Genomic DNA, 23263 nt, shown 5'->3' on the forward strand with positions numbered 1-23263 from the left:
AATTTTCGATATAAGATACGCTTAGTTTGTCCCAGTTGGTAAATAATAACCGCCACCTCCAAATGTTTGCAGCACCCGGGAGCGCCTTGCCCCTATGATAAAAATGACTAAAGCTTCTACAAGCCCTGAAATAAACCCAAAAGTCAGTGGTTTCTCCTGTATTTAAAGGCTAATGGCACACTGTTAACTTATACCCAGATAATAATTATATAAACAAAAAGACATAGTCAATCTGGTCTTCCTTGCTATATAATGAAAGCAGCCGTAGGGAGTATAAGGAGGACAAGCCATTGAAGAACATAATTTGGGTTTTATTTGCCACAGCTCTTCTTATGACTGCTTGTGCAGAGGAAACAACAGATAAAGGAAAAGCCGGGGAGGTTACGGACAAGGAAAGAACAGAAGAACCAGCAGAAGATACCTCCAATGCCAATAAGAATGAGTCTGAAGATGGCAACAAAGAAAGGAAGCAGCCAAACCAGAATGGAACGGCCCAGGAAGAGGTAATAGAACCGGAATATAAAATCGATGAAAATTCTTCAGTAGTACCAATCAATAAGGAAGGCAATGAAAAAGTAGTATTACTGACAATCGATGATGTACCTGATGGCCATGCTTTGAATATGGCAAAAACGTTAAAAAATTTGAACGCAGGCGCAATATTTTTCGTTAATGGCCATTTTTTGGAGACCTCTGAGGATAAGGAAACACTGCGGCAAATTCATGATATGGGATTTGAAATTGGTAATCATACATATAATCACGTATACTTGCCTGACGCGTCAACCAAGGAGCAAGAAGAGGAAATTGTCGGTCTCAATGATAAGATTGAAGATATCATTGGAAAGCGGCCTCAATTCTTCAGGGCGCCAAACGGTGCCAATACTGACTTCACGAAGCAGCTTGCCAAAGAAGAAGAGATGGTTACGATGAATTGGACATACGGCTATGATTATTTTGAACCATATATGGATGCCGAAAAGCTTACCAAAGCTATGGTTACGGGTAAAGGCCCGGAAGTTGATGTTCCTTACAGCTTACTGAAACCGGGTGCCAATCTGCTAATGCATGACCGCGAATGGACTGCGAAAGCGTTAGAAGATATTGTAGCCGGACTCCGTGACAAAGGATATGAAATAGTAGATCCCGATTCGATTCAGACCATCGATTAAAGTAAAATTTTCAACGATACAGTTCGGATTTTTTTCATGAACACCTTTATCCGAACCTTGTTTCATATGCACGGAAACTTAATTTTTTTAATATGATATACTAATTTATAATTGACGCACCTATTATGTCATACTATAATGTAAATATCATAACCAAATGTACGAAAAGGGGATGTGACAAGTGGGTACTATTGTATGTCAGGATTGTCAGGATGTTATCGGGCATTTCAATGATGAAAAAGTGACGACATTTTATGGAACTTGTCAAACATGCGAACAAAAATGAATTCGTTTTCAGTTACAAGCTGTAGGTACTCTTACAGCTTTTTTCTTTTGGCAGTTAAAAGCTTTCTTACTGAATAAGTTCAACTTAGGTTTATCACCATTATAGCTTGGCGATAAGCCAATTTTTTCAATCATTCATCGGTTATATTAGCCATTATTTATTATAATTGATATGATAAAAGAAAAGGCAAGGGGGATTCACGCATGAAGTGGGAGACTGAGATAACAAAACTGTTACATATTGATTATCCGATTGTTCAGGGGGGGCTTGCTTATCTTGCTTATGCAGATCTGGCAGCTGCTGTTTCCAACGCCGGAGGTCTTGGGCAGATTACGGCTATGAGTCTTGGCAGCCCGGAAGCGTTACGTGCTGAAATTCGAAAAGTGAAGACGATGACAGACAAGCCGTTTGGTGTGAATTTTGCCATCGGTCAGCACGGCAGATCATATGAGCATATGGTACAAGTGGCAATTGATGAGGAAGTACCGGTTATATCTGTAACAGGCGGAAATCCGAAAGGCGTACTAGATCTGGTAAAAGATTATCCCATCAAAAAACTTGTGCTGACAGCAGCACGGAGACAAGCTGAAAAAGCCGAAGAACTCGGGGCAGATGCAGTCATGGTTGTCGGACAAGAAGGTGGTGGTCATCTTGGTCGTGGTGATGTCGGAACATTCGTGCTGACGCCGCAGGTTGCTGATTCAGTATCCATTCCAGTTATTGCCTCAGGCGGCATCGTGGATGGGCGCGGTATGATGGCGGTGCTTGCACTTGGAGCAGAAGGGATTGAAATGGGCACAAGGTTTATTGCCACCAAAGAATGTGTTGACGCACATGAGAAATATAAACAGGCATTGCTTGATGCAGATGAGAATGCAACGGTTGTAATCAAGCGTTCACTCGGGACACCTGCCCGTGCATTAAAAAATCCATGGACAGATGAAATATTGGAACTTGAAAAGCAATATGGCGATTATGAGTCACTGAAAACACATATCAGCGGTGAAGCAAACAAGCAGTATATTTATAATGGGGAAGAGTCATCGGGATTCGGCTGGGCAGGTCAGGGCGCTGCAAGGATCCGGACCATTCCGAACGTAAAAGAGCTGATTGATTCGATGGTGGATGAAGCCGCGGATATACGCAGAAAATGGTCTTGAATGAGGTGAATAACAACCATGAGCTACCATTATCCATTGGATGATACATGGTCGAAACAGGAAGTCATAGACGTCGTTAATTTTTTTTCGTTAGTGGAACAAGCTTACGAAAAACAGGTGAAACGAAACGATTTTCTGGCAGCATACCGTAAGTTCAAACAGGTTGTTCCGGCAAAAAGTGAGGAAAAGACTTATTTCAGAGAATTTGAGCAAGCTTCCGGATATGCCAGCTTTCCGGTTGTCAAGAAGGCCCGGAACAGTGATCAGCAGACAATTAAAATGAGCTAAGAAAAAGAGGTCGGGACAAAAGGAATTTAAGGTAAAGAAAAATCCGAATGATGATTCAAATTTCTTCAGATCGTTATCGAATCAGTTCGGATTTTCCTTTTTATTTAAAATGGGGTTTCGCGTAGACCAGCGAAGGAAAGCGGAGTATTTTTCCGAAGCGGTCGTTAAAACATATACCTGCATTTTACTAGAATCTCCCGGCTATCGATCGTTTTAGTGTTGAGCATTTTAGTTTTGTCCCGCTCCTTTTTTCCAAGTGAAAACAGTATAGAATTGGCGGCAATTATCTTGTTTACAAGGAAGCGCCGAGCTCGGATCAAGTATTAAAGCTGCAGCGCATCTCCCTCCATGTAACTTGTGATGTTATCCCATCGAGATTTTGTAAAGGGGGGCAAGTGTTTCAAATGTGTTCTTGGCTTCTTTTAAAAATGCTTCGCCATTTGACAGGATTGGGTCATCCGGCTTGAAGTACCTTCCAATCAGGAATTCTGCTTTTTTTACATTTTTTAGCCGTGTCAATGCCTGTTCCAAATCAACTTCAGAAAGTTTTGCAGCATCTTTCTTAGTGTGGTCAAGTGACACGGCATAGTCATCAGGCACCGACTCACGGATATCATCTATATGATCCAGAAATGACTTGGCAATTTCCTGTTTCTCCGGCATTTCATAAATATAAGCAAGCCACAGGAACAGATGGTCATCCCACAGACCAATTTGGAAGTGTGGATGCTTTTTATAGCCGCGTTTGTTGTGGCAAAATGCCATCCATGTATCATTTGGCGGGTTTTTGGTTCTTCTGGCGTGCTGCGCAATATGTACATACATATCGTTTCCAGTCATAGTTGACATGTTGTCGGAGAGTTCTTCACCGATTGCCCTGAATTTAGGCTGAATGTTTTCTCGTATAGCCTCCATGCGTTCCTCCAGGCTATCGATGGTGAAAATATCAAAGTCTTTTTTCGAAAACCCTGTAAATTCCATTTATACCATCCTTTCGCTCTTTTTAACTCAATTTTCCCCGCATCTAATGAACAGTAACCCGCCAAACGACGGCGGCTAACTGTTCCTAAATGCCCGATTCTGTTCAACTAACAATCAGTGGAAAAAAACGTTCCACTGATTGAAGTTTCACTTTACCCCGCATCTAATGAACAGTAACCCGCTAAACGACGGCGGCTAACTGTTCCTAAATGCCCGATTCTGTTCAACTAACAATCAGTGGAAAAAAACGTTCCACTGATTGAAGTTTCACTTTATAATCATTATTATTAGCCAAAAAAATCATCAGGTCAAGCTATAACCTTTAGATGAAAAGTTTAAAAATTTAAAAATAGGGGCATTTAAACAGTAAACGCTTTCTGGCATTGTATGAACAATTAACGACACGTAAGCATATAGATATCAAAAGTGATCTTGAAAGGTTGTGGATGACATGAAATATGTTATAGAAGACCTGAGAAAAGAGGTAGAACGAAAAAAACTGCCTGTTATCCGTATTGAGATTGATTATGAACTCATGACATTATATGACGCCATGCAGGCAAACGATAACGTACAGATCATTAAATCAAAAGAAAAATTGAAACAGTTGCGTCTGCAGTTAATGGAAATGACAGATGAGGCGTAATGACTGTTTAAATGGTTTTTCCTTTATTTTTTCTGTGAAACACAGCCGGCAGCTTATCATATGATCCAAAAATTACATACTGCCGGTGCATTTATTGCGGGATTTTTAGCATAAGGATGGCATCAGTAACCGCAGATTATGATTCTTCCCCTCCAATTTGGTATCATAGTAATAGAATGTATAATTGGAGGCATGCAGATGAACGTGACATTTCGTGAGGAACTTTACGACCAGGCAAAGGAATGGGTGCTTGAAGCCGGTAAAACAATCAGGGAAAAAATAAACGACCCGTTGACGATCAATACGAAATCAGACCGGAATGATCTAGTAACAACAATGGACAGGGATACAGAGTATTTTTTTATGACGAACATCAAACAAACATACCCAGACCATCTCATTATCAGTGAAGAAGGTTATGGTGATGCGTTAGAGTCATTGGATGGTACTGTGTGGATAATTGATCCAATCGATGGGACGATGAATTTTGTTCATCAAAAACGAAACTTTGCGATATCTGTTGGGATTTATCATGACGGTATCGGCGAAATCGGTTTTATTTATGATGTCATGGCTGATAACTTATACAGCGCAAAGCGGGGGGGAGGCGCTTTTAAAAATAAGATGGCGTTGCCAACGCTTTCTAAGCAAAAAAGCATTTACGATTCTATTTTAGGATTAAATCATTTTTGGCTTTGTAAAAACCATCTGGTCGAAGAAGATGTTGTCCAGGAACTGGTCAAGACCGTAAGAGGCACAAGAACTTTTGGCTCCGCAGCCCTGGAGTTCGCTTATGTTGCTGAAGGCATTATGGATGGTTATATGACTATGGGCCTTTCACCTTGGGATATCGCAGCCGGGATTGTCATTGTCAATGAGACTGGGGGCAGCACAACGGATGCATTTGGTGGCTCACTCGATCTACTCCGGAAAAGTTCTGTATTAACCTGCAACCCGGCAATTCAAGAGCAAATCGTCCATGATTATATGAAAAAAGGAAGAAAGTGACTTCGGCCTGAAGTCACTTTCTTTTGCGTTTTAATGATAACCCGAATCCCATAAACAAAAAGCCGAGTACGATAAATAATAAAACAAGCCAAATGTTGCGAAAAGCTATGGCAATCCCGACAAGTACAAACATTAATATAACCAATACTGCCAACAGCAGCATAGGCAAATCCAGTTTCTTCATTATATACACCCCAATTTCCATAGCTAGTATATAACATAAGGGTTTATTGTTCAAAAGTTGTCGATTTTTCAACTGGCATGACACTCAAAGATTTAGTATCATAGACAAAGACAAAATACAGGGTGATATCAATTTAAATATTGTAGTAACGGAGGATACAGATGGAAAATAGTTTCAGTCTGATATATGAATTGATCGTTAATTATCGGGATAGCATTAATATTTTTTGGACGTTTTATGTGATCAATATGATTTTGGCGGCTATTGCTTATAAACTCGGCTTTGCAAAAGAGCTGCCTGTTCTGAAATCAGTCCTTGTTTATGTGATGCTTGCAGCAGGTATGCTTATCTTAAATTTATTCAGTTTGGTCGGTTATCCGATTACAGACAGCCTGATCGTCATTTGTCTTGTTTTGGGTATTTACCGCTACAGGCTTCACCGCGAACGAAAAGCGAAACAGGCCTAAAAAACTCCCGGGTAACGGGAGTTTTTACTTAGCTCTTAGATCAGATCTTTTTTCTTTTTCTTTGCGTCATAGAGCTTGAAACAACCTGTAGCATGGCGTTCTTTCGTTTTATTATCAATCCGGTCATAGCACTCGGAGCATAAGTACATATAAATTCTGCGGTTGCGCAGTCGCTTCGCCTGCAATGAGTCATCTTCTATTTCGTAAACATCGTCGCATAATACACATTGTACTTTCATATCTCTCACCTCTGAAATTAGGCTCCTCTTATAATATAACACGATAGATATTTGTATGAAAGTGAATGTTTGACGGGAAGGTAAGCTGGGAATAAAGGTACTAATATTAATTAAATAAAAGGGTGATAATGAATGAAAAAACGATACATTGCTTCAGCAGCGGGGGCCATAGGGGCTGGAATTACAGGGTATTTGCTGCGAAATGAAGAGAATCGAAATAGGCTCAAATCAAAAGTAAGAAACAGCACTGAAAAAATAAGGAATATGAATAAAGAAGAACAAACTGATTCCACATTTGAAGAAGCGGGTGCACCAGATCAGACAGAGTCTAAAGCCCCGGCTCAGCTGGAAAATTCTAAAATGGTTTCTGAAGGATCCCAGTTTGGTGTGGACTATTATAACAAAGTAAAAGAAGATGAGGAGCAAAAATAAAATTCATGAAATATCAGGTGCTATCCCGGTATACCTAGGCGGGATAGCACCTGTTTAATCAAGAGGATTGGTACATCCGTTCCCATTTAGAACTATCTTGTTCACTATTCTTTGTTTTGCTGGTTGGATTGGTCTTCTTGGATATCATCCAGCTGCTTTTCCTTGTCTTCCGGCACTGATTCCTTATTTTGATCACCTTCATCTGGACGATCTTCGTTAATTGGGAAGTCAGGCATATATCTGCCTACAATGGCTGACAATTCGTCTATAAACCCTTGCACAGGATACCCTTGCGCTATTTTATCTCCCATGGTCCGTATACGTTCAACGACATCGCCGTCAGCTACCACCACGGCGGTTTTTCCATAGGGGTCTTTTTGCAATGCCTCAAGCACTGAATATTTGATGGTGCCGACACGTGAGCGATCCAAATCCTTATCGACATCAATGCCAACAACCGCATATGGTCCAGCTACAACAGAAGCTGCATCCTGGACATCAGGAACATCGCTCGCAACATTTGCTAAATGGGTGGCGATCTCGTTATTGGTTAAGTCCTGCTCTTCAACTGGATCAGAATCTTCCACTTGGATAAATTGGTCATTATTGTCGTTCTCTTCGGGCAATGATTGTTCATTCTGGTTCTGCTGACAACCGGCCAGAATCGTAAAACTCAAAAAAGACAGTATTCCTAAGCGTAGCAGCATGTATACTCCTCCTTTATCATGAGCACGGAATAGTGTCTTACTAGTTTGGTTCATCGTGAACAAAATATACGAAAAAAGCTGTTCATCCAGGAGAAATGAACAGCTTAATTAATTAATTTACAATAATTTTTTGAATGCCTTTAATCGGGTTATCCCGGTTAGAACCGTCCCTGTAAAATAGCTGAACCGGTCCGTCTTCTTTCAGCGGTTTACCTTCTATGGCAAATAACAAATAACTTTCTGCCAGTGCATTCAGCGGGACGGTTTCATTGCCATTCACAGTCTCAAGTGTGACACTGTTGGCATCTTCCTTAACTTCAGTGTAGCCCAAGAAATCGGTTATTGGCATAACGTAAGAATTTTCCAGGATTTTCTCGCGTTCTTTGCGCGAGATACCCTTGTTGGTCTTATTGATGGGTGGTTTGAGATTTTGCTGATAAACCTCTTGGCTGAAGCGTTCAGAAGCATTTTCAAGTTCGTCCTTTTCGTCCTTCTTCTGTGCGTCTTCCGTAAATGCTTCTTCAAGTAATATTTTCCGGTCATCAAAAATCCATACCGTCGGATCTAATGTTATCGTGTATGTAACGTTACCTGTTATTTGAACAATCATGTTTAATCACCTCTAATGACGTATTCTTATCAAGAATAGCAGACATGCTATAATTTTTCATTATAAAAAGACGGTGTGTGCTGAATTTTATTTGCATTTTCATGGTATAAACTGTAATATAAATTATAAGGTAGTCATGTTAATGGAGGGATATTATTGATTCCTGAGGTGACGGAAACACATCGTGATAAAGCTTATGCCCTTCTAAAGGCTGATGCTGATAGGATACTTAAGCTCATAGAAGTGCAGATTGAAAATTTAACTATGCCACAATGCCCTCTATATGAAGAGGTTCTGGATACACAGATGTTTGGACTTTCAAGAGAGATTGATTTTGCCGTGCGATTAAATTTAATCAACGAGAATGAAGGTAAAGCGCTTCTTGAAAATTTGGAAAGGCAGCTCAATAGATTACATGAGGCAGCGCAAAATTCTGTGTGACGCCTTTTGGTAATGCGGTGAAAACTTTGCCTGGTTGGACGTTGGCAAGGTTTTTTTATTTAAACGGCTCAGGTAATTTTTCTGACAGATGGACCAAAATATGTGTTACACTAATACGCATATGTTATACTGAGCAAAACTTCTGTTCATCTGTTGCTATCCCGCATGGAACGGGCAGCAGGATTCCCGCTTTAATCATTTGCAGCACTGATGTGTAAAAGACAAGTGGAGAATCAGTTCCCCGTGAATGGGCGATTTTGCATTCAGCGGGTTTATACCGTGCTGAATGACGTTTCATTTTAAGATTACATATTCTGGGGAGAAGTAGGATGATTAAGAAATTAAAGGATTATGATTTTACGCTGATGATTACACCCATACTGTTGACAGCGTTTGGTATTGTCATGATCTACAGTGCAAGTATGGTTTTAGCAGTGGTGGAGGGACAGGAGAGTACTTACTATCTGGTGAGACAAATTCAATGGTTTTGCCTGGCGATGATAGGTTTTACCGCAACAAGTATATTCCCATATAAATATTATCAGAAATTAACAAAGGTCATTGTGCTGGCCATCCTGGTCCTCCTGGTGGGGGTACTTTTCTTTGGGAGTACTGCTAATAATGCCAGATCATGGTTTGATTTTGGACCGGTCAGCCTGCAGCCGGCTGAATTTGCCAAGCTGGGCCTGATTATCTATCTCGCTTCTGTTTATTCCAAAAAACAGGAATATATTAACGAGTTTAATAGAGGTGTGTTACCGCCATTAATACTGACTTCAGTGATATTGGGGCTGATTGTTCAGCAGCCTGATATCGGAACAGCTGCCATTATTTTTATGATTGCCTGCTCAGTCATATTCAGTTCAGGCATCCGCTTCAAGCATTTGTTTATACTCGCATTTGTTGGTTTGGCTTTGGTGGCATTTGCTATTCCCAGTATGGTAACAGACGAGCGAATCAGCAGGTTTGCTGGTGCTTATCAGCCATTTGAAGACCCGGGAGACGACGGATACCATTTAATCCAGTCATATCTGGCAATTGGTGACGGCGGTCTGATCGGCGAAGGTCTTGGTCAGAGTGTTCAAAAGCTTGGGTTTCTCCTGGAGCCGCATACCGATTTTATTATGGCGGTCATTGCAGAAGAATTAGGATTTCTTGGTGTGACTATTGTTGTCGGTATGATCGCAATCATTGTTTTGCGGGGGCTGTTTATCGCCAGAAAGTGTTCTGATAGCTTCGGAGCGTTGTTGGCAATTGGCATATCGTCATTGGTAGCCATCCAGACATTCATTAATTTAGGAGCTATCAGCGGGCTTCTCCCCATTACGGGTGTCCCGCTGCCGTTTGTCAGTTACGGCGGCTCTTCGCTGCTTGTCATGATGATCTCCATGGGAATCATGAATAACATTGCGAGATCAGTTAAACAGAAAGAACAGAAGCCTGTACCTGTCAATAAGCAAGGTACTGAAAACAACGCAGTTCGCAATAGAGGAGGAAAAACATGGGAGAGAGAAAACAGATCAATAAGGTTTTAGTTGCAAATCGCGGAGAAATCGCAATTCGCGTTTTCCGTGCATGTACAGAACTCAATATTCGAACAGTTGCAGTGTATTCTCAGGAAGATACTGGTTCTTATCATCGGTACAAAGCTGATGAGGCATATTTGATAGGTGAAGGAAAAAAACCGATTGATGCATATCTCGACATTGAAGGCATTATTGAACTTGCAAAAGATGTGGGTGTGGATGCGATCCATCCGGGTTATGGCTTTCTTTCGGAGAACATTGAATTTGCCCGCCGCTGTGAAGAAGAAGGCATTATTTTCATAGGGCCGACAAGCGAACATTTAAATATGTTTGGTGATAAAGTAAAAGCTAGAACACAGGCAATCAATGCAGACCTGCCGGTTATCCCTGGCTCTGACGGCCCCGTTTCTTCATTGAAAGAAGTGGAGCAGTTCGGCCAGCAGTATGGCTACCCGATCATTATTAAAGCGTCACTTGGAGGCGGCGGCCGCGGCATGCGTATTGTCCGAAATGAAGAGACATTACCTGAAGCGTATGACAGGGCCAAATCAGAAGCAAGAGCATCATTTGGCAGTGATGAAGTATATGTGGAGAAACTGATTGAAAATCCGAAACATATTGAAGTTCAGATTATTGGGGATACCCATGGCAACAGGGTTCATTTATATGAACGTGATTGTTCTGTGCAGCGGCGCCATCAGAAAGTTGTGGAAGCTGCACCGAGTGTGTCCCTGTCAGAATCATTCAGGCATGAAATTTGTAACGCTGCTGTAGATCTGATGGAAAATGTCGATTATGTAAATGCCGGAACGGTCGAATTTCTCGTCACGGACGATGCCTTCTATTTTATTGAAGTTAATCCGCGCGTTCAGGTTGAGCATACAATCACAGAAATGATCACAGGCATAGATATTGTACAGACGCAAATTAAAATAGCAGAAGGTCAGAATATTCACGACAAGTCGATTGGTATCCCGCAGCAGGAAGAGATTACGACGCTGGGATATGCCATTCAGTCCAGGGTCACAACCGAAGATCCATTGAATAATTTCATGCCGGATACCGGTAAGATCATGGCATACCGTACAGGCGGCGGATTCGGTGTGCGGCTTGACGCGGGCAACGGGTTTCAAGGTGCGGTGATTTCACCACACTATGATTCATTGTTAGTCAAAGTGTCAACATGGGCACTGTCTTTTGAACAGGCAGCACAAAAAATGGTCAGAAACTTAAAAGAATTCCGGATCCGTGGTATTAAAACGAATATACCATTTCTGGAAAATGTTATTTCACATCAGCAGTTCTTATCAGGTGAGTACAGTACTACCTTTATTGATCAGACACCTGAACTGTTTGTTTTTCCAAAACGGAAAGACCGCGGTACCAAGATGTTAACCTATATTGGCAATACAACTGTAAACGGCTTTGAAGGAATTTCGAAAAAGGAAAAACCTTCTTTGGTTACACCGCCGATACCAAAAATCAATCAGCAGGAAGAAATACCTTCGGGAACAAAACAGATTCTTGATGAACACGGACCGGAATATCTGGCGGATTGGCTAAAAGAACAAAAAAGAGTTATGCTGACCGATACAACGTTTCGTGACGCGCATCAATCATTGCTAGCTACCCGGATCAGATCAAAAGACCTGGTCCATATTGCAGAACCGACTGCACGGTTATTGCCACAGCTCTTTTCTGTGGAGATGTGGGGAGGTGCAACATTTGATGTTGCATACCGTTTCCTGAAAGAGGACCCTTGGCAGCGGCTATTGAAATTACGTGAAAAAATGCCTAACGTTTTACTGCAAATGTTATTGCGTGCAAGCAACGCGGTTGGTTATAAGAACTATCCGGACAACCTGATCAAAGAATTTGTTGAAAAGAGCTCAACAGCTGGCATTGATGTATTCCGTATTTTTGACAGCCTGAATTGGGTTGAAGGTATGAAGCCGGCTATTGAGTTTGTACGTGAAAATGACAAAATTGCCGAAGCTGCTATGTGTTATACAGGCGATATTCTTGATGTCGGACGGACAAAATACGACCTTGACTACTATAAGAACTTGGCAAAAGACCTTGAACAGTCAGGAGCACATATTCTCGGTATAAAAGATATGGCAGGATTACTGAAACCTGAATCAGCCTATCAGCTTATTTCTACATTGAAGGAAACGGTTGATGTGCCAGTTCACCTGCATACACATGACACAAGCGGTAACGGCATTCACATGTATTCACGGGCGGTTGATGCCGGGGTTGACGCAGTTGATGTTGCAAATGCTCCGATGGCCGGAATGACGTCCCAGCCGAGCGCCCAGTCGCTTTATCATGCACTGGAAGGTACAAGCCGTCAGCCTGAACTGAATATCGATTCCTATGAGAAATTATCCCATTACTGGGAAGGTATTCGTGATTATTATCAGGATTTTGAAAGCGGTCTGAAAGCGCCACATACTGAAATATACTTTCATGAAATGCCTGGCGGACAGTATAGTAATTTAAAGCAGCAGGCTAAGGCAGTCGGGCTGGAAGAACGCTGGAATGAAGTGAAAAGAATGTACAGACGTGTTAATGACATGTTCGGTGATATTGTCAAAGTGACACCATCCTCAAAAGTAGTTGGTGATATGGCCCTGTTCATGGTGCAGAACGATTTGAGCGAAGACGATATTTACGAACGCGGGGAAACAATTGATTTTCCGGAATCAGTCATCGAATTTGCACAGGGTTATCTCGGACAGCCTTACCAGGGCTTTCCGAAAGAACTGCAGCGCATTATTTTGAAAGGAAAAGAACCTATTAACGTTCGTCCGGGTGAACTACTCGATCCGATTGACTTCACGGAAATGAGGGATTCGCTTTACAAATCACTTGACCGGCCGGTTACGGAGTTTGATTTGATTTCATATGCACTTTATCCTAAAGTGTTTATGGATTATAATAAATTTTACGAAACATATGGCGATATTTCTGTCCTGGATACGTTAACGTATTTCTATGGTATGAAGTTGGATGAGGAAATTGAAGTTGAAATAGAACAGGGAAAAACATTGTTTGTTAAACTTGTTTCCATTTCCGAACCGCGGTCTGATGGTACACGTGTCATTTACTTTGAGTTAAACGGACAGCAGCGCCAGGTCGTTGTCAAAGATGAAAGTGTCCAGTCGCAAGTGAAAACAAGACCGAAAGTGGACCAGAACAATGAGAAACACATAGGCGCTTCGATGCCTGGGACAGTCGTGAAAGTACTTTGTGACAAAGGCGAGAAGGTTCAAAAAGGTGATCATCTCCTGATTAATGAGGCTATGAAGATGGAAACCACTGTACAGGCTCCATTCTCCGGTGTCATAAAAGATGTTTACGTTCAGAACGGTGATACTATTGCCGTGGATGATCTTTTAATTGAATTTGAGTAAAAGAAAAGGGTAGCGGAATTTTTCCGTTACCCTTTTTTTGGTTAAGAAAGTATGACTTTCTTACTGTCTGTTTTTTACTCCAGTTTGTACGTTGTTGATCTAATCCTGTGCGTTTTTTTCATATTTAGCGCTTCTTGATGACAGTAGAACGAAGTAGCAGAGCATTGCAAAATAACATGAGATGATGAATGCATGCATTAATGCAATCCACAGATTCAGCATCGTGAAGATGATCATCGCTCCGAAAAACACCTGAAGTGTAATTAATGAAACGGTCGCGATCCACCCCCAGTTCATGACACGATTTTTACCGTAATATTTAATCATTTTAATGGTCATCATAACAGTCCATATAAACAGGATGCCGGCTGCCAATCTGTGGCCCATCTGAATCCACTGTCCAAAGCTGTAATCTGTGAGTGCCAACGGCGAATTATTGCTGCAGAAGGGCCAGCCGCCACATACCATACTTGCTTCAACGTGCCGCACCAACGCACCGGTGTAGACGACAATAAGAGTGTATATGGTTAAGGCATATATTTCCTTTCGGTGTCGTTTTTCAATGACCAGTGACTCTGCATCAAATTTTGTATCGATCTCAAAAATCAGAAGCATCAGCAGAAACACCGCAGCGAACGAAATGAGCGAAATTCCAAAATGGGTCGCCATAATAAAGTCGGACTGATTCCACACAACTGCTGCTGCCCCGATTAATGCTTGTAAAATCAGAAAGAAAGATGACATGAACGCAAGGAATTTCACTTCACGTATATGCCCGATAACTATCCAGGAAAGGATTGATAACGCTAAAACGACAAACCCCATAATACCGGATACCAGTCGGTGACTGAGCTCGATCACGAGTTCAGGTGTGACATTTCCAGGGAAGAGCTGACCTTCACAAAGCGGCCAGCTTTCCCCGCATCCAAGCCCTGAACCGGTCTTTGTGACGAGTGCACCCCCGATTAAAACAAAAACCATCCCCAATGAAGCAACTACAGAGAGCAATTTTAAAGTTCTAATCATAATTAATATTGCCTCACTTTTTGTCATGTTGTACTTTTAAGCCTATTCTATAATACCATGATTCTGGCGCGTCGACCAAGATAATTGGCTTTTCATATTTTATCACGGTGCACCCTGCATGTGATGGGCAACAAGACACCTTCAATATTGTTTATACGAGGGGGAGTTTATCGTAAATGTCATATTTTGTTCAACTAACAATCAACGGGGTGGAAACCGCCCCCATTGAATGAAGTTTTACATTAAGTTCGGTTTTTACTATGAAAAAGTAAAAAACCCTTGCATTGTAAACCTTTCTTTGCTAGAAATATTGTAGGGGATATTTGTTTGGCTTAGTACCTTCACACCCTATTGCCATGGGAAAACTGAACATATAGGATTAACTGATAAAGGCTTTTAGGCCTTTCATTTTATTTTTTAGCATCTTTTCACAAAGTTGTCACATTTATAATACTTACGAAGAGCGCGGATACAATGTCGAAATATAGATTGTATTCAAATTCCATGGTACAATCAGGTTAGTTTGAAGGATACTTTTGTAAATTCTTAGCCATGATAAGTATAATGCCTGTCATTTATTTAGAGCCTTTTGTTGGGATGAAAAGGGGGGATAATTATAATGGATAAAGTGGAGACAACCTCTTCACCGATTATTGACAAATCCGCTGTGACAAGAAAAAACATCACGACTTTTTTTGCAGATTTTAAATCGCTAACAAAGATGGGTATTGTGAATTCAAATTTAATCACAACATTCGCCGGCTTTTGGCTGGCTATCTACTTCACAAATGCCTCTTTTATCGCTAATTGGGATATTTTTCTGCTGACGATGACGGGCAGTGCATTGGTAATCGCAGGCGGATGCATGATGAACAATTGGTATGATGCCGATATTGATCCGGTTATGTCTAGGACGAAAGAACGTCCGACAGTGACAGGGAGTATATCACTCAACCGAGTTCTTGTAGCAGGTGTTTCATCAACTTCTCTGGGTTTAATTCTTCTGATGTTCACCACAGTGGAAGCAGCACTGATTGCTTTTTTCGGCTGGTTTGTTTACGTCGTATTGTATACGATGTGGTCGAAACGCAAGTATACATTGAACACGGCGGTCGGCAGTTTTTCCGGAGCAGTACCGCCGTTAATTGGGTGGGCAGCTGTTGATCCGGGGCTTCACACAATGGCTTTCGTATTATTCCTAATTATGTTTATTTGGCAAACGCCGCATTTTCTTGCTTTGGCAATGAAAAAAAACAGGGAATATAAAGCCGCTGGCGTACCTATGCTGCCTGTTGTACATGGTTTTGAAATTACAAAACGGCAAATTGTTGTCTATATCGCATGTTTATTGCCATTGCCTTTTTTTATGGCTTCACTGGGCACCACGTTTCTTGTGATTGCTACATTACTGAATGCCGGGTGGCTTGCGATTGGTATCAGTGGGTTATTTACGAAGGAAGACCTGAAATGGGCAAATATGATTTTTATCTATTCATTGAACTATTTAACGATACTGTTTTTAATGATGGTTGTCGTAACATTAGAACTCCCCTTTAGTTAAGCTCGTTTAACCGTGTTAATACAATATGCAGAACTTACAAGGAGAAAGAGAGGTAATGGATACATGAAAGGTTGGATGGGAAAAATCCGGGCGTTATGTCTACTAGGATTAACAGCACTGGTGCTTTCAGCATGTGGGAAAGAGAATTTGACAGCTCTTGATCCAAAAGGTTATGGAGCAGAGCAGTCATTTAATTTAATTGTCCTGACAACCATTGTAATGGCGTTTGTGCTTGCTACTGTTTTGATCGTGTATACAATCGTGTTAATTCGATACCGTAAAAAGAAAGGGCAGGAGAATTATATTCCTAAACAGGTAGAAGGAAATAAAACATTGGAAACTGTCTGGACAGTTATTCCTATTATCCTGCTGCTAATTATTGCAGTACCGACAGTTACAGCTACGTTTGACTTAGCCGATAATTCAGCTGCAAGTGACAACTTAAATGTACAGGTTACTGGCAACCAGTACTGGTGGCATTTCAATTACGAAGGTCAGGAAATTCAAACAAGCCAGGATCTTTATATTCCGGTAGGCGAAAAAGTATACTTAAACATGAAATCTTCGGATGTTATTCATTCGTTTTGGGTTCCGACTATTTCAGGTAAGATGGATGTGAACCCTGAAAACGAAAATACAATGTATATCCAGGCTCAAGAAGAAGGTGTTTATTGGGGTAAATGCGCAGAGTTTTGCGGTCCATCCCACTCGCTTATGGACTTCAAAGTTATTGCTGTAAGTCAGGAAGAATTCGATCAGTGGGTACAGGACATGCAGAATGTTAACCCTGATGAAGAGCCGGGTAGTACTGTTGCTCAGGAAGGGCAGGCATTGTTCCAGGAGAAAAATTGTATGGGTTGTCACGCAATCGGTTCTTCTCCAGCTCAAACGGGTCCGAATCTGACTAACTTTGGCGATCGTTCAAAGCTTGCAGGTGTGGAGGAATTGAACAAAGAAAACCTGAAACAATGGATTATGGATCCGGAATCCATTAAACCGGGAAATAAAATGACTGGTAACTATCCGGACGTTTCGGAGGATGAAGCAGGTAAAATTGCTGAGTACTTAATGCAATTACAGCCATCAGACATTACTCCTGAAAGCGCAGGTAAAGAATAAAGGGATGGAAGATTTAAAAGGGAGGTTAATACTGTGAGTACAGTAGCTGCTCAAAAAAGAGGTTTTGGTGCTGTTTTGTGGGACTATTTGACAACAGTTGACCACAAGAAAATTGCACACTTGTATTTATTCGGCGGAGGATTTTTCTTCCTGCTCGGTGGTCTCGAAGCCATGGCTATCCGTATACAGCTCATTCAGCCTGAAAATGATTTTGTCAGTGCAGGTTTCTATAACGAACTGCTTACGATGCATGGAACAACTATGATATTTTTGGCAGCCATGCCGCTGTTATTAGGTTTAATGAATGCGGTCATGCCATTGCAGATAGGCGCGAGGGACGTTGCTTTTCCGTTTCTGAATTCATTGGGATTTTGGCTGTTTATGTTTGGAGGACTTCTCCTGAATTGCAGCTGGTTCCTTGGCGGTGCGCCTGATGCCGGATGGACGGGATACGTGCCGCTGTCGATCACATCACCGGGACACGGCGTTGATTTTTACGTCATAGGACTGCAGATTGCAGGGGCTGGTACATTAATCGGTGGTATTAACTTTTTGGCAACCATTGTTACGATGCGTGCACCTGGTATGACCTATATGCGTATGCCACTATTTACATGGACGACATTTATTACAAGCACATTGATTCTTTTTGCTTTCCCGGCATTGACAGTAGGATTGTTCCTTCTGATGTTTGACCGTATGTTCGGTTCAGCGTTCTTTGATGTTGGTCTTGGCGGAAATGCTATTATCTGGCAGCATCTGTTCTGGATATTCGGGCATCCTGAAGTGTATATTCTGATTCTGCCAGCGTTTGGGATATTCAGTGAAGTTATTGCTACTTTTTCCAAAAAGCGGTTATTCGGTTATACCGCGATGGTATTCGCAACGATGCTGATTGCCTTTTTAGGATTCATGGTATGGGCACACCATATGTTCACGGTTGGCCTGGGCCCTGTTGCAAACTCGATTTTTGCGATTGCAACAATGGCAATTGCAGTTCCGACCGGTATCAAAATATTCAACTGGCTCGCGACGATGTGGGGTGGACAAATTACCATCAATTCGTCAATGCTTTGGGCCCTTGGATTTATCCCGACATTCACAATCGGTGGTATGACCGGGGTAATGGTCGCATCAGTTGTTGCTGACTATCAGTACCATGATACGTATTTCGTTGTGGCTCACTTCCACTATGTTATTGTTGGCGGTACCGTGTTCGGTATTTTAGCAGGTCTGCATTACTGGTGGCCGAAAATGTTCGGACGCATCTTGAACGAAGCCATGGGCAAATTGACTTTCTGGACATTTTTCATTGGGTTTCATTTAACATTCTTTATCCAGCACTTTCTTGGATTGATGGGGATGCCTCGCCGTTACTGGGTCTACCTAGAAAATCAGGGGCTTGATTTAGGAAACCAAATCAGTACGGTTGGCGCTTTCTTTATGGCATTCGGTGTGATTGTCTTTCTCATTAATGTTGTCTACACTGCGGTTAAAGGTGAGAAAGCTGCCGACGACCCTTGGGATGGCAGAACTCTTGAGTGGGTAGCAGCATCTCCTCCTGCGCATTATAACTTTAAACAAACACCGCTCATCCGCGGATTGGATGCGCTTTGGATTGAAAAAACGGAAGGAAAAGGCAGACCAACACCTGCTGAACCATTGGGTGATATTCATATGCCGAATTCATCGTTCCTGCCGTTTATGATGTCGCTCGGATTATTTATAGCCGGATTCGGTTTCATTTATCAAACAAACCATAACTGGGCATATATCTTGTTATTTGGCGGCATGGCTATCATGTTAGGCTGTATGATGATCAGATCATTGAAAGATGACCATGGTTACCATATACCAAAAGATGAACTTGAAAGCGAGGCTGACTAATATGAGTCATGATCATTCCTTAAATCCGGAAACGATGCCGAATGAACCGGAAAAGGCGACACTGGAAGGTAAAAATAAATTTATCGGTTTCTGGTTCTTCCTTGGCGGTGAAACGGTACTTTTCGCTTCCTTGTTTGGCACATATATTGCATTGAACAATTCAACAGCCGGTGGTCCGACAGCAAACGAACTGTTCGGACTGGAGCTTGTCTTCATTATGACAATTCTGTTACTGACAAGTTCCCTGACAAGTGTTTACGCCATGTACCACATGAAAAATAATGATTTTAAGAAAATGCAGTTGTGGCTTGGAATAACGGCTATTCTTGGTATTTCCTTTTTGGCCTGTGAAATTTATGAGTTCACACATTATATAACGGGCTACGGTTTTACATTCCGCTCGTCTGCATTTGGATCTGCATTCTATACACTGGTCGGATTCCATGGTGGCCACGTAACGTTTGGTTTGGCATGGCTGATTGGTTTAATGATCAGAAACGCAAAACGTGGGTTGAACTTGTACAATGCACCTAAGTATTATGTATTCAGTTTATACTGGCACTTTATTGATGTTATTTGGGTGTTTATTTTTACCGTTGTATATTTGATGGGAAAGGTGGGTTAATGGATGGCAGATAACACCAATTCCAACGAAGTTAATCCATTTCAGAAGCAAAAGAACAAAGAAGAGATGCAAAAGCAATTGATTACCTTTGCATTGATGATTTTGTTTACGATTATTGCCTTTGTTATTGTTGCAACGGGCATGATGGACAGTATGTTTGTCACCCCCATTCTGCTTATCCTTGCAATTGTGCAAGTGGCATTTCAACTGTATTATTTTATGCACATGAAAGATAAAGGGCATGATATGCCGGCAGTAATGATGTATGGCGGCTTGGGGGCAGCAATTCTAACATTGGCGGCACTGGGAGTTATTACCTGGTGGTAACTGTCTTAAAAGACCGGGGACCTGTTCCCGGTCTTTTTATGTTTTGAAATCGTCTATTTCGAAGTGATAATCTTAGTGAGCATATGGTTGCATTTGTCCTGTAAATAAAGGGTGTACAGTTGCGCCAGCTTTACTGGCCTTTGTTCTTAAATTGTCACACAATGTTGTGTGTACTGCGGTCAAATGCGTTATAATATAGTATAGTTAACTAAACATCCGTGTATGGAGTGAATGATTTATGTGGCTCAACCTGCAAATATTTGGTTTTCGTGCGCTATGGAGTCCGTATTATTTATTGTTTGTGCTGGGACTCGCCCTGATATATTACCTGGTCACGGGACCTTACCGTCATAAGTTCGGCGGTAGTGGAAAGGAAAAACCGTCAGGGAAACAACAATTCTTTTTTTATGGCGGCCTGGTTTTGTTATACGCTGTTAAAGGTGCGCCGGTTGATTTGTTATCCCATATCATGCTGACAGCCCATATGATGCAAATGGCGATTTATTATATTGTATTTCCGATTTTTATCATCAAAGGGATTCCGACATGGATGTGGGAAAATATTGTTAACCGCCGGATCGTTAAGCCGGTGTTAAAGTTCTTTTCCATACCTCTTATTTCGTTGTTATTGTTTAATACATTATTTTCGTTATATCATTTGCCGGTTGTATTTGATTTTGCAAAGTCATCTCAAGTGGCCCATTCGTCTATATCCGTCATTATTCTGATTGCGGCATTTATCGTGTGGTGGCCGATATTGAGTCCATTAAAGGAATTCGACCGGATGCCGCCATTGGGAAAGATTTTTTATATTTTTGCCAACGGTGTGCTAATTACACCGGCATGTGTCCTGATAATCTTTGCCGATACGCCGGTTTATGCTGCTTATACACAGGAAGGGGCATGGCTGCAGGCACTGTCACTTTGTGTGCCAAGCGGGGTATTACAGGGCTTGAGTCCAGCTATATCGGGTCCTGAAATGTTTTCGCCGATGACTACATTGGAAGATCAGCAATTGGGCGGTATTATTATGAAGATCATGCAGGAGATAACCTATGGGATTATCCTGGCAAGGGTTTTCTTCAGCTGGTTTACTACAGAAAGCTTACAAGTCGACCCACTGCCTGCAAATGCAAATGAACCGAGTACAAACGAACAATGATGAAGAATTAAGAAAGCATACGGTAGCTGGTCCCCCGCATATAATGGACGTTAATCCACCAAAGAACGGCGGCTTACTGCCCATAAATGCCCGATTCTGTTCAGCTAGCAATTAGCGGGGAAAAACGCCCCGCTGATTGAAGTTTCACTCTATTTAATAGAGAGAGGGATAATGAATTTATGCCATTTTTACCTACACTTAGTACGTTTTTTATTGTAACAAGTGCTGTGCTCGTTGCAATTGGATGGCGCTTTATCATAAAAGGGAAAGCCAAAGCACATAAGCGAACAATGTTATCGGCCGCCGTGAGTGCATTGTTATTTTTTATCATTTATGTTTCCAGAACCATTTTCATTGGAAATACCAGCTTTGGCGGACCGGAGGACATTGAGATTTACTATACAATCTTTCTGGTTTTCCATATCATTTTGGCAACTACGAGCGCAATATTTGGAGTTGTGACGATCACATTGGCTCTAAAAAGAAAAATACGTATTCACCGCAAGATTGGCCCTGTCACAAGTGTTATGTGGTTTTTTAGTGCTGCGACAGGAGTTGTGGTCTATCTGCTACTGTATATTATTTATGATGGCGGCAAAACAACCAGTATGATAAAAGCAATATTTGGTGGTTAAAAAAGAGTGCCTGACTGAATTGTCGGGCACTCTTTATATTTTTACGTTCCATTTTATAATTCCTGCTTCGCGGGCTGAATTAAATGCTATCAATAACAGCGGCCCAAGGATAAAACCAAGCAGTCCCAGCAGCTTCACTCCGAGAAACATGGCAATTAAGGTTGCGAGTGGGGAAAGGCCGATATGCTGCCCCATCACTTTAGGTTCTACCGTTCTTCGGATGGCAAGCAGTATGATGGCGAGGACAGCCAGTTGAACCCCCAATATGACATCACCTGCTATAAAGGCGAAAACGGCCCATGGTCCCAGTACGGCAATGGAACCAATAATCGGGATAAAGTCGACCAGCCAGATAAACAGAGACATAATTAATGCCACATCCGGCGTAAACAATAGTAATCCAATGAGTGTTACAACGAAAATTATAATACTGACAAGAAACTGGGCTTTAAAGAAACCGATTATCACATCTGAAAGTCTTCTGTTCATAAATGATACTTTTTCAGCGGATTCCTTTGTCATTAGGCCATAAAATTTTGACTTAAGTACCGGCAGTTCAAGCATAAACAAAAATAAAGCGATCAAATAAACAATAAAACCGAGCAAATATTGCGGAATATCAGCAACAATCTGCGCAACCCTCTCGATGGTAATGGTTTCTTTTAATGTGCCGCTCATTGATGTGAGCTGTGATTCCATTGTTGTGGTGACCTGATCGTAAAATTCTTCAGGAAGATTTTTCGTATATTGCGCAAGTCTGTCTTCCCAGTCTTCATAAACATTATTTAATTGCGTCACATATGAGGGTATATCTTCAACAAAATTGACAACTTGTGTGACAGCTTTAGTTACAACCAATGTTCCGCTGATCCCCAAAAAAATCAAAAATAGAAGAAAAACGATTATGACAGCTGTCTGTCTTCCAGTTTTTATTTTTTTCTGGATAAGGCGGATAAGCGGATTTAGCATTAATGCCGTTATTAAGGCAAGAACTAACGGGATTGCTATAGGCAGTACAAAGAAGAAAAAAAGTAGCAGAAAGATTGCTAAGAAAATAAGTGTCCATTGGCGTTTAGTGATCGATCTAAACAATGTAAATGAAAATCTCCTTTCATTCATACGTCAACAGAAAGATGTATGTAAACTTATCGAGATAGGGTTGTTCGTATCAAGCGTATTAAAAATATGTCTTGACAGCAAATCTTTAGTGAGGATGCAAAAATTCAGACGAGTCTTTCGCGGACAATACAGTTGCCATATTTTACCGGTATTCTCGTTATGAAAAAACCAACCGCTTACTCTTATGAAGCAGTTGGTTTGGTTGCCACAGGCATTCAAAAAGCAGCGGACTTTTT

The 23263-nt window shown here is 41.5% G+C and carries 25 protein-coding genes; 18 read left to right on the plus strand and 7 right to left on the minus strand.

The features are described 5' to 3' along the window. Positions 1–290: 290 nt before the first annotated feature. The 4 genes from ON01_RS07455 (at position 291) to ON01_RS07465 (ending at position 2906) form a co-directional block, all read left to right on the plus strand. Positions 291–1172, plus strand: a complete 882-nt coding sequence (locus ON01_RS07455; protein ID WP_010530401.1) for a polysaccharide deacetylase family protein — start codon at positions 291–293, stop codon at positions 1170–1172. A 181-nt stretch (positions 1173–1353) separates the two neighbouring features. Next, positions 1354–1458, plus strand: a complete 105-nt coding sequence (locus ON01_RS18895) for a GapA-binding peptide SR1P (protein ID WP_083838369.1) — start codon at positions 1354–1356, stop codon at positions 1456–1458. A 203-nt stretch (positions 1459–1661) separates the two neighbouring features. Beyond that, positions 1662–2618: an NAD(P)H-dependent flavin oxidoreductase gene (locus ON01_RS07460; RefSeq protein ID WP_010530402.1), complete on the plus strand. Its 957-nt coding sequence runs from the start codon at positions 1662–1664 to the stop codon at positions 2616–2618. Positions 2619–2636: 18 nt separating this feature from the next. Continuing rightward, positions 2637–2906, plus strand: a complete 270-nt coding sequence (locus ON01_RS07465) for a UPF0223 family protein (protein ID WP_010530403.1) — start codon at positions 2637–2639, stop codon at positions 2904–2906. Positions 2907–3269: 363 nt separating this feature from the next. Here the strand turns inward: ON01_RS07465 and ON01_RS07470 are convergent, their stop codons facing one another. After that, a complete protein-coding gene (locus ON01_RS07470) occupies positions 3270–3887 on the minus strand; it encodes a YktB family protein (RefSeq protein WP_010530404.1) in 618 nt (205 codons plus the stop codon). 451 nt (positions 3888–4338) lie between these two features. Here ON01_RS07470 and ON01_RS07475 point away from each other — a divergent pair, with 451 nt between their 5' ends. Together ON01_RS07475 and ON01_RS07480 are read left to right on the plus strand one after the other, a co-directional pair. After that, a complete protein-coding gene (locus ON01_RS07475) occupies positions 4339–4533 on the plus strand; it encodes a hypothetical protein (protein ID WP_010530405.1) in 195 nt (64 codons plus the stop codon). A 198-nt stretch (positions 4534–4731) separates the two neighbouring features. Further along, positions 4732–5541 (plus strand): inositol monophosphatase family protein, encoded by an 810-nt coding sequence (locus ON01_RS07480; protein WP_010530406.1) that lies wholly within the window; start codon positions 4732–4734, stop codon positions 5539–5541. Positions 5542–5554: 13 nt separating this feature from the next. Here ON01_RS07480 and ON01_RS19495 read toward each other — a convergent pair whose 3' ends face one another. After that, entirely contained in the window at positions 5555–5725 is a 171-nt protein-coding gene (locus ON01_RS19495; protein ID WP_175284939.1) for a DUF5325 family protein, read from the minus strand. Positions 5726–5886: 161 nt separating this feature from the next. Between ON01_RS19495 and ON01_RS07485 the strand changes: the two genes are divergently transcribed. Beyond that, the gene (locus ON01_RS07485; protein ID WP_010530407.1) at positions 5887–6192 is read left to right on the plus strand and encodes a YlaH-like family protein; all 306 of its coding nucleotides are present in this window, start codon (positions 5887–5889) and stop codon (positions 6190–6192) included. Between the two features lie 35 nt (positions 6193–6227). Here the strand turns inward: ON01_RS07485 and ON01_RS07490 are convergent, their stop codons facing one another. Beyond that, positions 6228–6431: a YlaI family protein gene (locus ON01_RS07490; protein ID WP_010530408.1), complete on the minus strand. Its 204-nt coding sequence runs from the start codon at positions 6429–6431 to the stop codon at positions 6228–6230. A gap of 132 nt (positions 6432–6563) precedes the next feature. On the opposite strand from ON01_RS07490, the gene ON01_RS07495 reads away from it, so the two are divergent. Then, positions 6564–6863, plus strand: a complete 300-nt coding sequence (locus ON01_RS07495; RefSeq protein WP_010530409.1) for a hypothetical protein — start codon at positions 6564–6566, stop codon at positions 6861–6863. 104 nt (positions 6864–6967) lie between these two features. Here ON01_RS07495 and ON01_RS07500 read toward each other — a convergent pair whose 3' ends face one another. Continuing rightward, on the minus strand, positions 6968–7570 hold the full coding sequence (locus ON01_RS07500; protein ID WP_010530410.1) for a YhcN/YlaJ family sporulation lipoprotein: 603 nt from the start codon (positions 7568–7570) through the stop codon (positions 6968–6970). Positions 7571–7682: 112 nt separating this feature from the next. Continuing rightward, positions 7683–8180 (minus strand): hypothetical protein, encoded by a 498-nt coding sequence (locus ON01_RS07505; protein WP_010530411.1) that lies wholly within the window; start codon positions 8178–8180, stop codon positions 7683–7685. A 159-nt stretch (positions 8181–8339) separates the two neighbouring features. On the opposite strand from ON01_RS07505, the gene ON01_RS07510 reads away from it, so the two are divergent. The 3 genes from ON01_RS07510 (at position 8340) to pyc (ending at position 13566) form a co-directional block, all read left to right on the plus strand. Continuing rightward, the gene (locus tag ON01_RS07510) at positions 8340–8621 is read left to right on the plus strand and encodes an Fpa/YlaN family protein (RefSeq protein ID WP_029329040.1); all 282 of its coding nucleotides are present in this window, start codon (positions 8340–8342) and stop codon (positions 8619–8621) included. 329 nt (positions 8622–8950) lie between these two features. Continuing rightward, positions 8951–10156 carry a putative lipid II flippase FtsW gene (ftsW, locus tag ON01_RS07515; protein WP_010530413.1) on the plus strand — a complete coding sequence of 402 codons (1206 nt, stop codon included), beginning with the start codon at positions 8951–8953 and terminating at the stop codon, positions 10154–10156. Then, positions 10123–13566, plus strand: a complete 3444-nt coding sequence (pyc, locus tag ON01_RS07520; RefSeq protein WP_010530414.1) for a pyruvate carboxylase — start codon at positions 10123–10125, stop codon at positions 13564–13566. Before ftsW ends, pyc begins: the two co-directional genes overlap by 34 nt. Positions 13567–13665: 99 nt before the next feature. On the opposite strand, the gene ON01_RS07525 is transcribed toward pyc, so the two are convergent. Continuing rightward, the gene (locus ON01_RS07525) at positions 13666–14592 is read right to left on the minus strand and encodes a COX15/CtaA family protein (RefSeq protein ID WP_010530415.1); all 927 of its coding nucleotides are present in this window, start codon (positions 14590–14592) and stop codon (positions 13666–13668) included. Between the two features lie 619 nt (positions 14593–15211). On the opposite strand from ON01_RS07525, the gene cyoE reads away from it, so the two are divergent. The 7 genes from cyoE to ON01_RS07560 all read left to right on the plus strand — a co-directional run bounded on the left by cyoE (position 15212) and on the right by ON01_RS07560 (position 21908). Then, entirely contained in the window at positions 15212–16153 is a 942-nt protein-coding gene (gene cyoE, locus ON01_RS07530; RefSeq protein ID WP_010530416.1) for a heme o synthase, read from the plus strand. Between the two features lie 63 nt (positions 16154–16216). Continuing rightward, positions 16217–17272, plus strand: a complete 1056-nt coding sequence (coxB, locus tag ON01_RS07535) for a cytochrome c oxidase subunit II (RefSeq protein WP_010530417.1) — start codon at positions 16217–16219, stop codon at positions 17270–17272. Between the two features lie 33 nt (positions 17273–17305). Beyond that, the gene (gene ctaD, locus ON01_RS07540) at positions 17306–19159 is read left to right on the plus strand and encodes a cytochrome c oxidase subunit I (protein ID WP_010530418.1); all 1854 of its coding nucleotides are present in this window, start codon (positions 17306–17308) and stop codon (positions 19157–19159) included. A 1-nt stretch (position 19160) separates the two neighbouring features. Then, complete coding sequence (locus tag ON01_RS07545; protein WP_010530419.1) at positions 19161–19784, plus strand: cytochrome (ubi)quinol oxidase subunit III; 624 nt, start codon at positions 19161–19163, stop codon at positions 19782–19784. A 3-nt stretch (positions 19785–19787) separates the two neighbouring features. After that, complete coding sequence (ctaF, locus tag ON01_RS07550; RefSeq protein ID WP_010530420.1) at positions 19788–20111, plus strand: cytochrome c oxidase subunit IVB; 324 nt, start codon at positions 19788–19790, stop codon at positions 20109–20111. Between the two features lie 238 nt (positions 20112–20349). Next, positions 20350–21273: a cytochrome c oxidase assembly factor CtaG gene (ctaG, locus tag ON01_RS07555; RefSeq protein ID WP_010530421.1), complete on the plus strand. Its 924-nt coding sequence runs from the start codon at positions 20350–20352 to the stop codon at positions 21271–21273. A 179-nt stretch (positions 21274–21452) separates the two neighbouring features. Beyond that, positions 21453–21908, plus strand: coding sequence for a DUF420 domain-containing protein (locus ON01_RS07560; RefSeq protein WP_010530422.1), 456 nt, complete (start codon positions 21453–21455; stop codon positions 21906–21908). A gap of 33 nt (positions 21909–21941) precedes the next feature. Here the strand turns inward: ON01_RS07560 and ytvI are convergent, their stop codons facing one another. After that, on the minus strand, positions 21942–23000 hold the full coding sequence (gene ytvI, locus ON01_RS07565) for a sporulation integral membrane protein YtvI (RefSeq protein WP_010530423.1): 1059 nt from the start codon (positions 22998–23000) through the stop codon (positions 21942–21944). Positions 23001–23263 lie beyond the last annotated feature (263 nt).

The organism is Lentibacillus jeotgali (assembly GCF_000224785.1).
GTDB classification, from domain to species: Bacteria; Bacillota; Bacilli; order Bacillales; family Amphibacillaceae; genus Lentibacillus; species Lentibacillus jeotgali.

What these genes read in the sequence shown, in the direction of transcription:
- coxB (WP_010530417.1), top strand. Translation starts at nt 16,217, where the DNA reads ATGAAAGGTTGGATGGGAAAAATCCGGGCGTTATGTCTACTAGGATTA.
- ctaG (WP_010530421.1), top strand. Translation starts at nt 20,350, where the DNA reads ATGTGGCTCAACCTGCAAATATTTGGTTTTCGTGCGCTATGGAGTCCG.
- pyc (WP_010530414.1), top strand. Translation starts at nt 10,123, where the DNA reads ATGGGAGAGAGAAAACAGATCAATAAGGTTTTAGTTGCAAATCGCGGA.
- ON01_RS07505 (WP_010530411.1), bottom strand. Translation starts at nt 8,180, where the DNA reads ATGATTGTTCAAATAACAGGTAACGTTACATACACGATAACATTAGAT.
- ON01_RS07545 (WP_010530419.1), top strand. Translation starts at nt 19,161, where the DNA reads ATGAGTCATGATCATTCCTTAAATCCGGAAACGATGCCGAATGAACCG.
- ON01_RS07470 (WP_010530404.1), bottom strand. Translation starts at nt 3,887, where the DNA reads ATGGAATTTACAGGGTTTTCGAAAAAAGACTTTGATATTTTCACCATC.
- ON01_RS07560 (WP_010530422.1), top strand. Translation starts at nt 21,453, where the DNA reads ATGCCATTTTTACCTACACTTAGTACGTTTTTTATTGTAACAAGTGCT.
- ON01_RS19495 (WP_175284939.1), bottom strand. Translation starts at nt 5,725, where the DNA reads ATGAAGAAACTGGATTTGCCTATGCTGCTGTTGGCAGTATTGGTTATA.
- ctaF (WP_010530420.1), top strand. Translation starts at nt 19,788, where the DNA reads ATGGCAGATAACACCAATTCCAACGAAGTTAATCCATTTCAGAAGCAA.
- ON01_RS07480 (WP_010530406.1), top strand. Translation starts at nt 4,732, where the DNA reads ATGAACGTGACATTTCGTGAGGAACTTTACGACCAGGCAAAGGAATGG.
- ON01_RS07460 (WP_010530402.1), top strand. Translation starts at nt 1,662, where the DNA reads ATGAAGTGGGAGACTGAGATAACAAAACTGTTACATATTGATTATCCG.
- ON01_RS07495 (WP_010530409.1), top strand. Translation starts at nt 6,564, where the DNA reads ATGAAAAAACGATACATTGCTTCAGCAGCGGGGGCCATAGGGGCTGGA.
- ON01_RS07490 (WP_010530408.1), bottom strand. Translation starts at nt 6,431, where the DNA reads ATGAAAGTACAATGTGTATTATGCGACGATGTTTACGAAATAGAAGAT.
- ON01_RS07475 (WP_010530405.1), top strand. Translation starts at nt 4,339, where the DNA reads ATGAAATATGTTATAGAAGACCTGAGAAAAGAGGTAGAACGAAAAAAA.
- ON01_RS07465 (WP_010530403.1), top strand. Translation starts at nt 2,637, where the DNA reads ATGAGCTACCATTATCCATTGGATGATACATGGTCGAAACAGGAAGTC.
- ON01_RS07485 (WP_010530407.1), top strand. Translation starts at nt 5,887, where the DNA reads ATGGAAAATAGTTTCAGTCTGATATATGAATTGATCGTTAATTATCGG.
- ON01_RS07525 (WP_010530415.1), bottom strand. Translation starts at nt 14,592, where the DNA reads ATGATTAGAACTTTAAAATTGCTCTCTGTAGTTGCTTCATTGGGGATG.
- ftsW (WP_010530413.1), top strand. Translation starts at nt 8,951, where the DNA reads ATGATTAAGAAATTAAAGGATTATGATTTTACGCTGATGATTACACCC.
- ON01_RS07500 (WP_010530410.1), bottom strand. Translation starts at nt 7,570, where the DNA reads ATGCTGCTACGCTTAGGAATACTGTCTTTTTTGAGTTTTACGATTCTG.
- cyoE (WP_010530416.1), top strand. Translation starts at nt 15,212, where the DNA reads ATGGATAAAGTGGAGACAACCTCTTCACCGATTATTGACAAATCCGCT.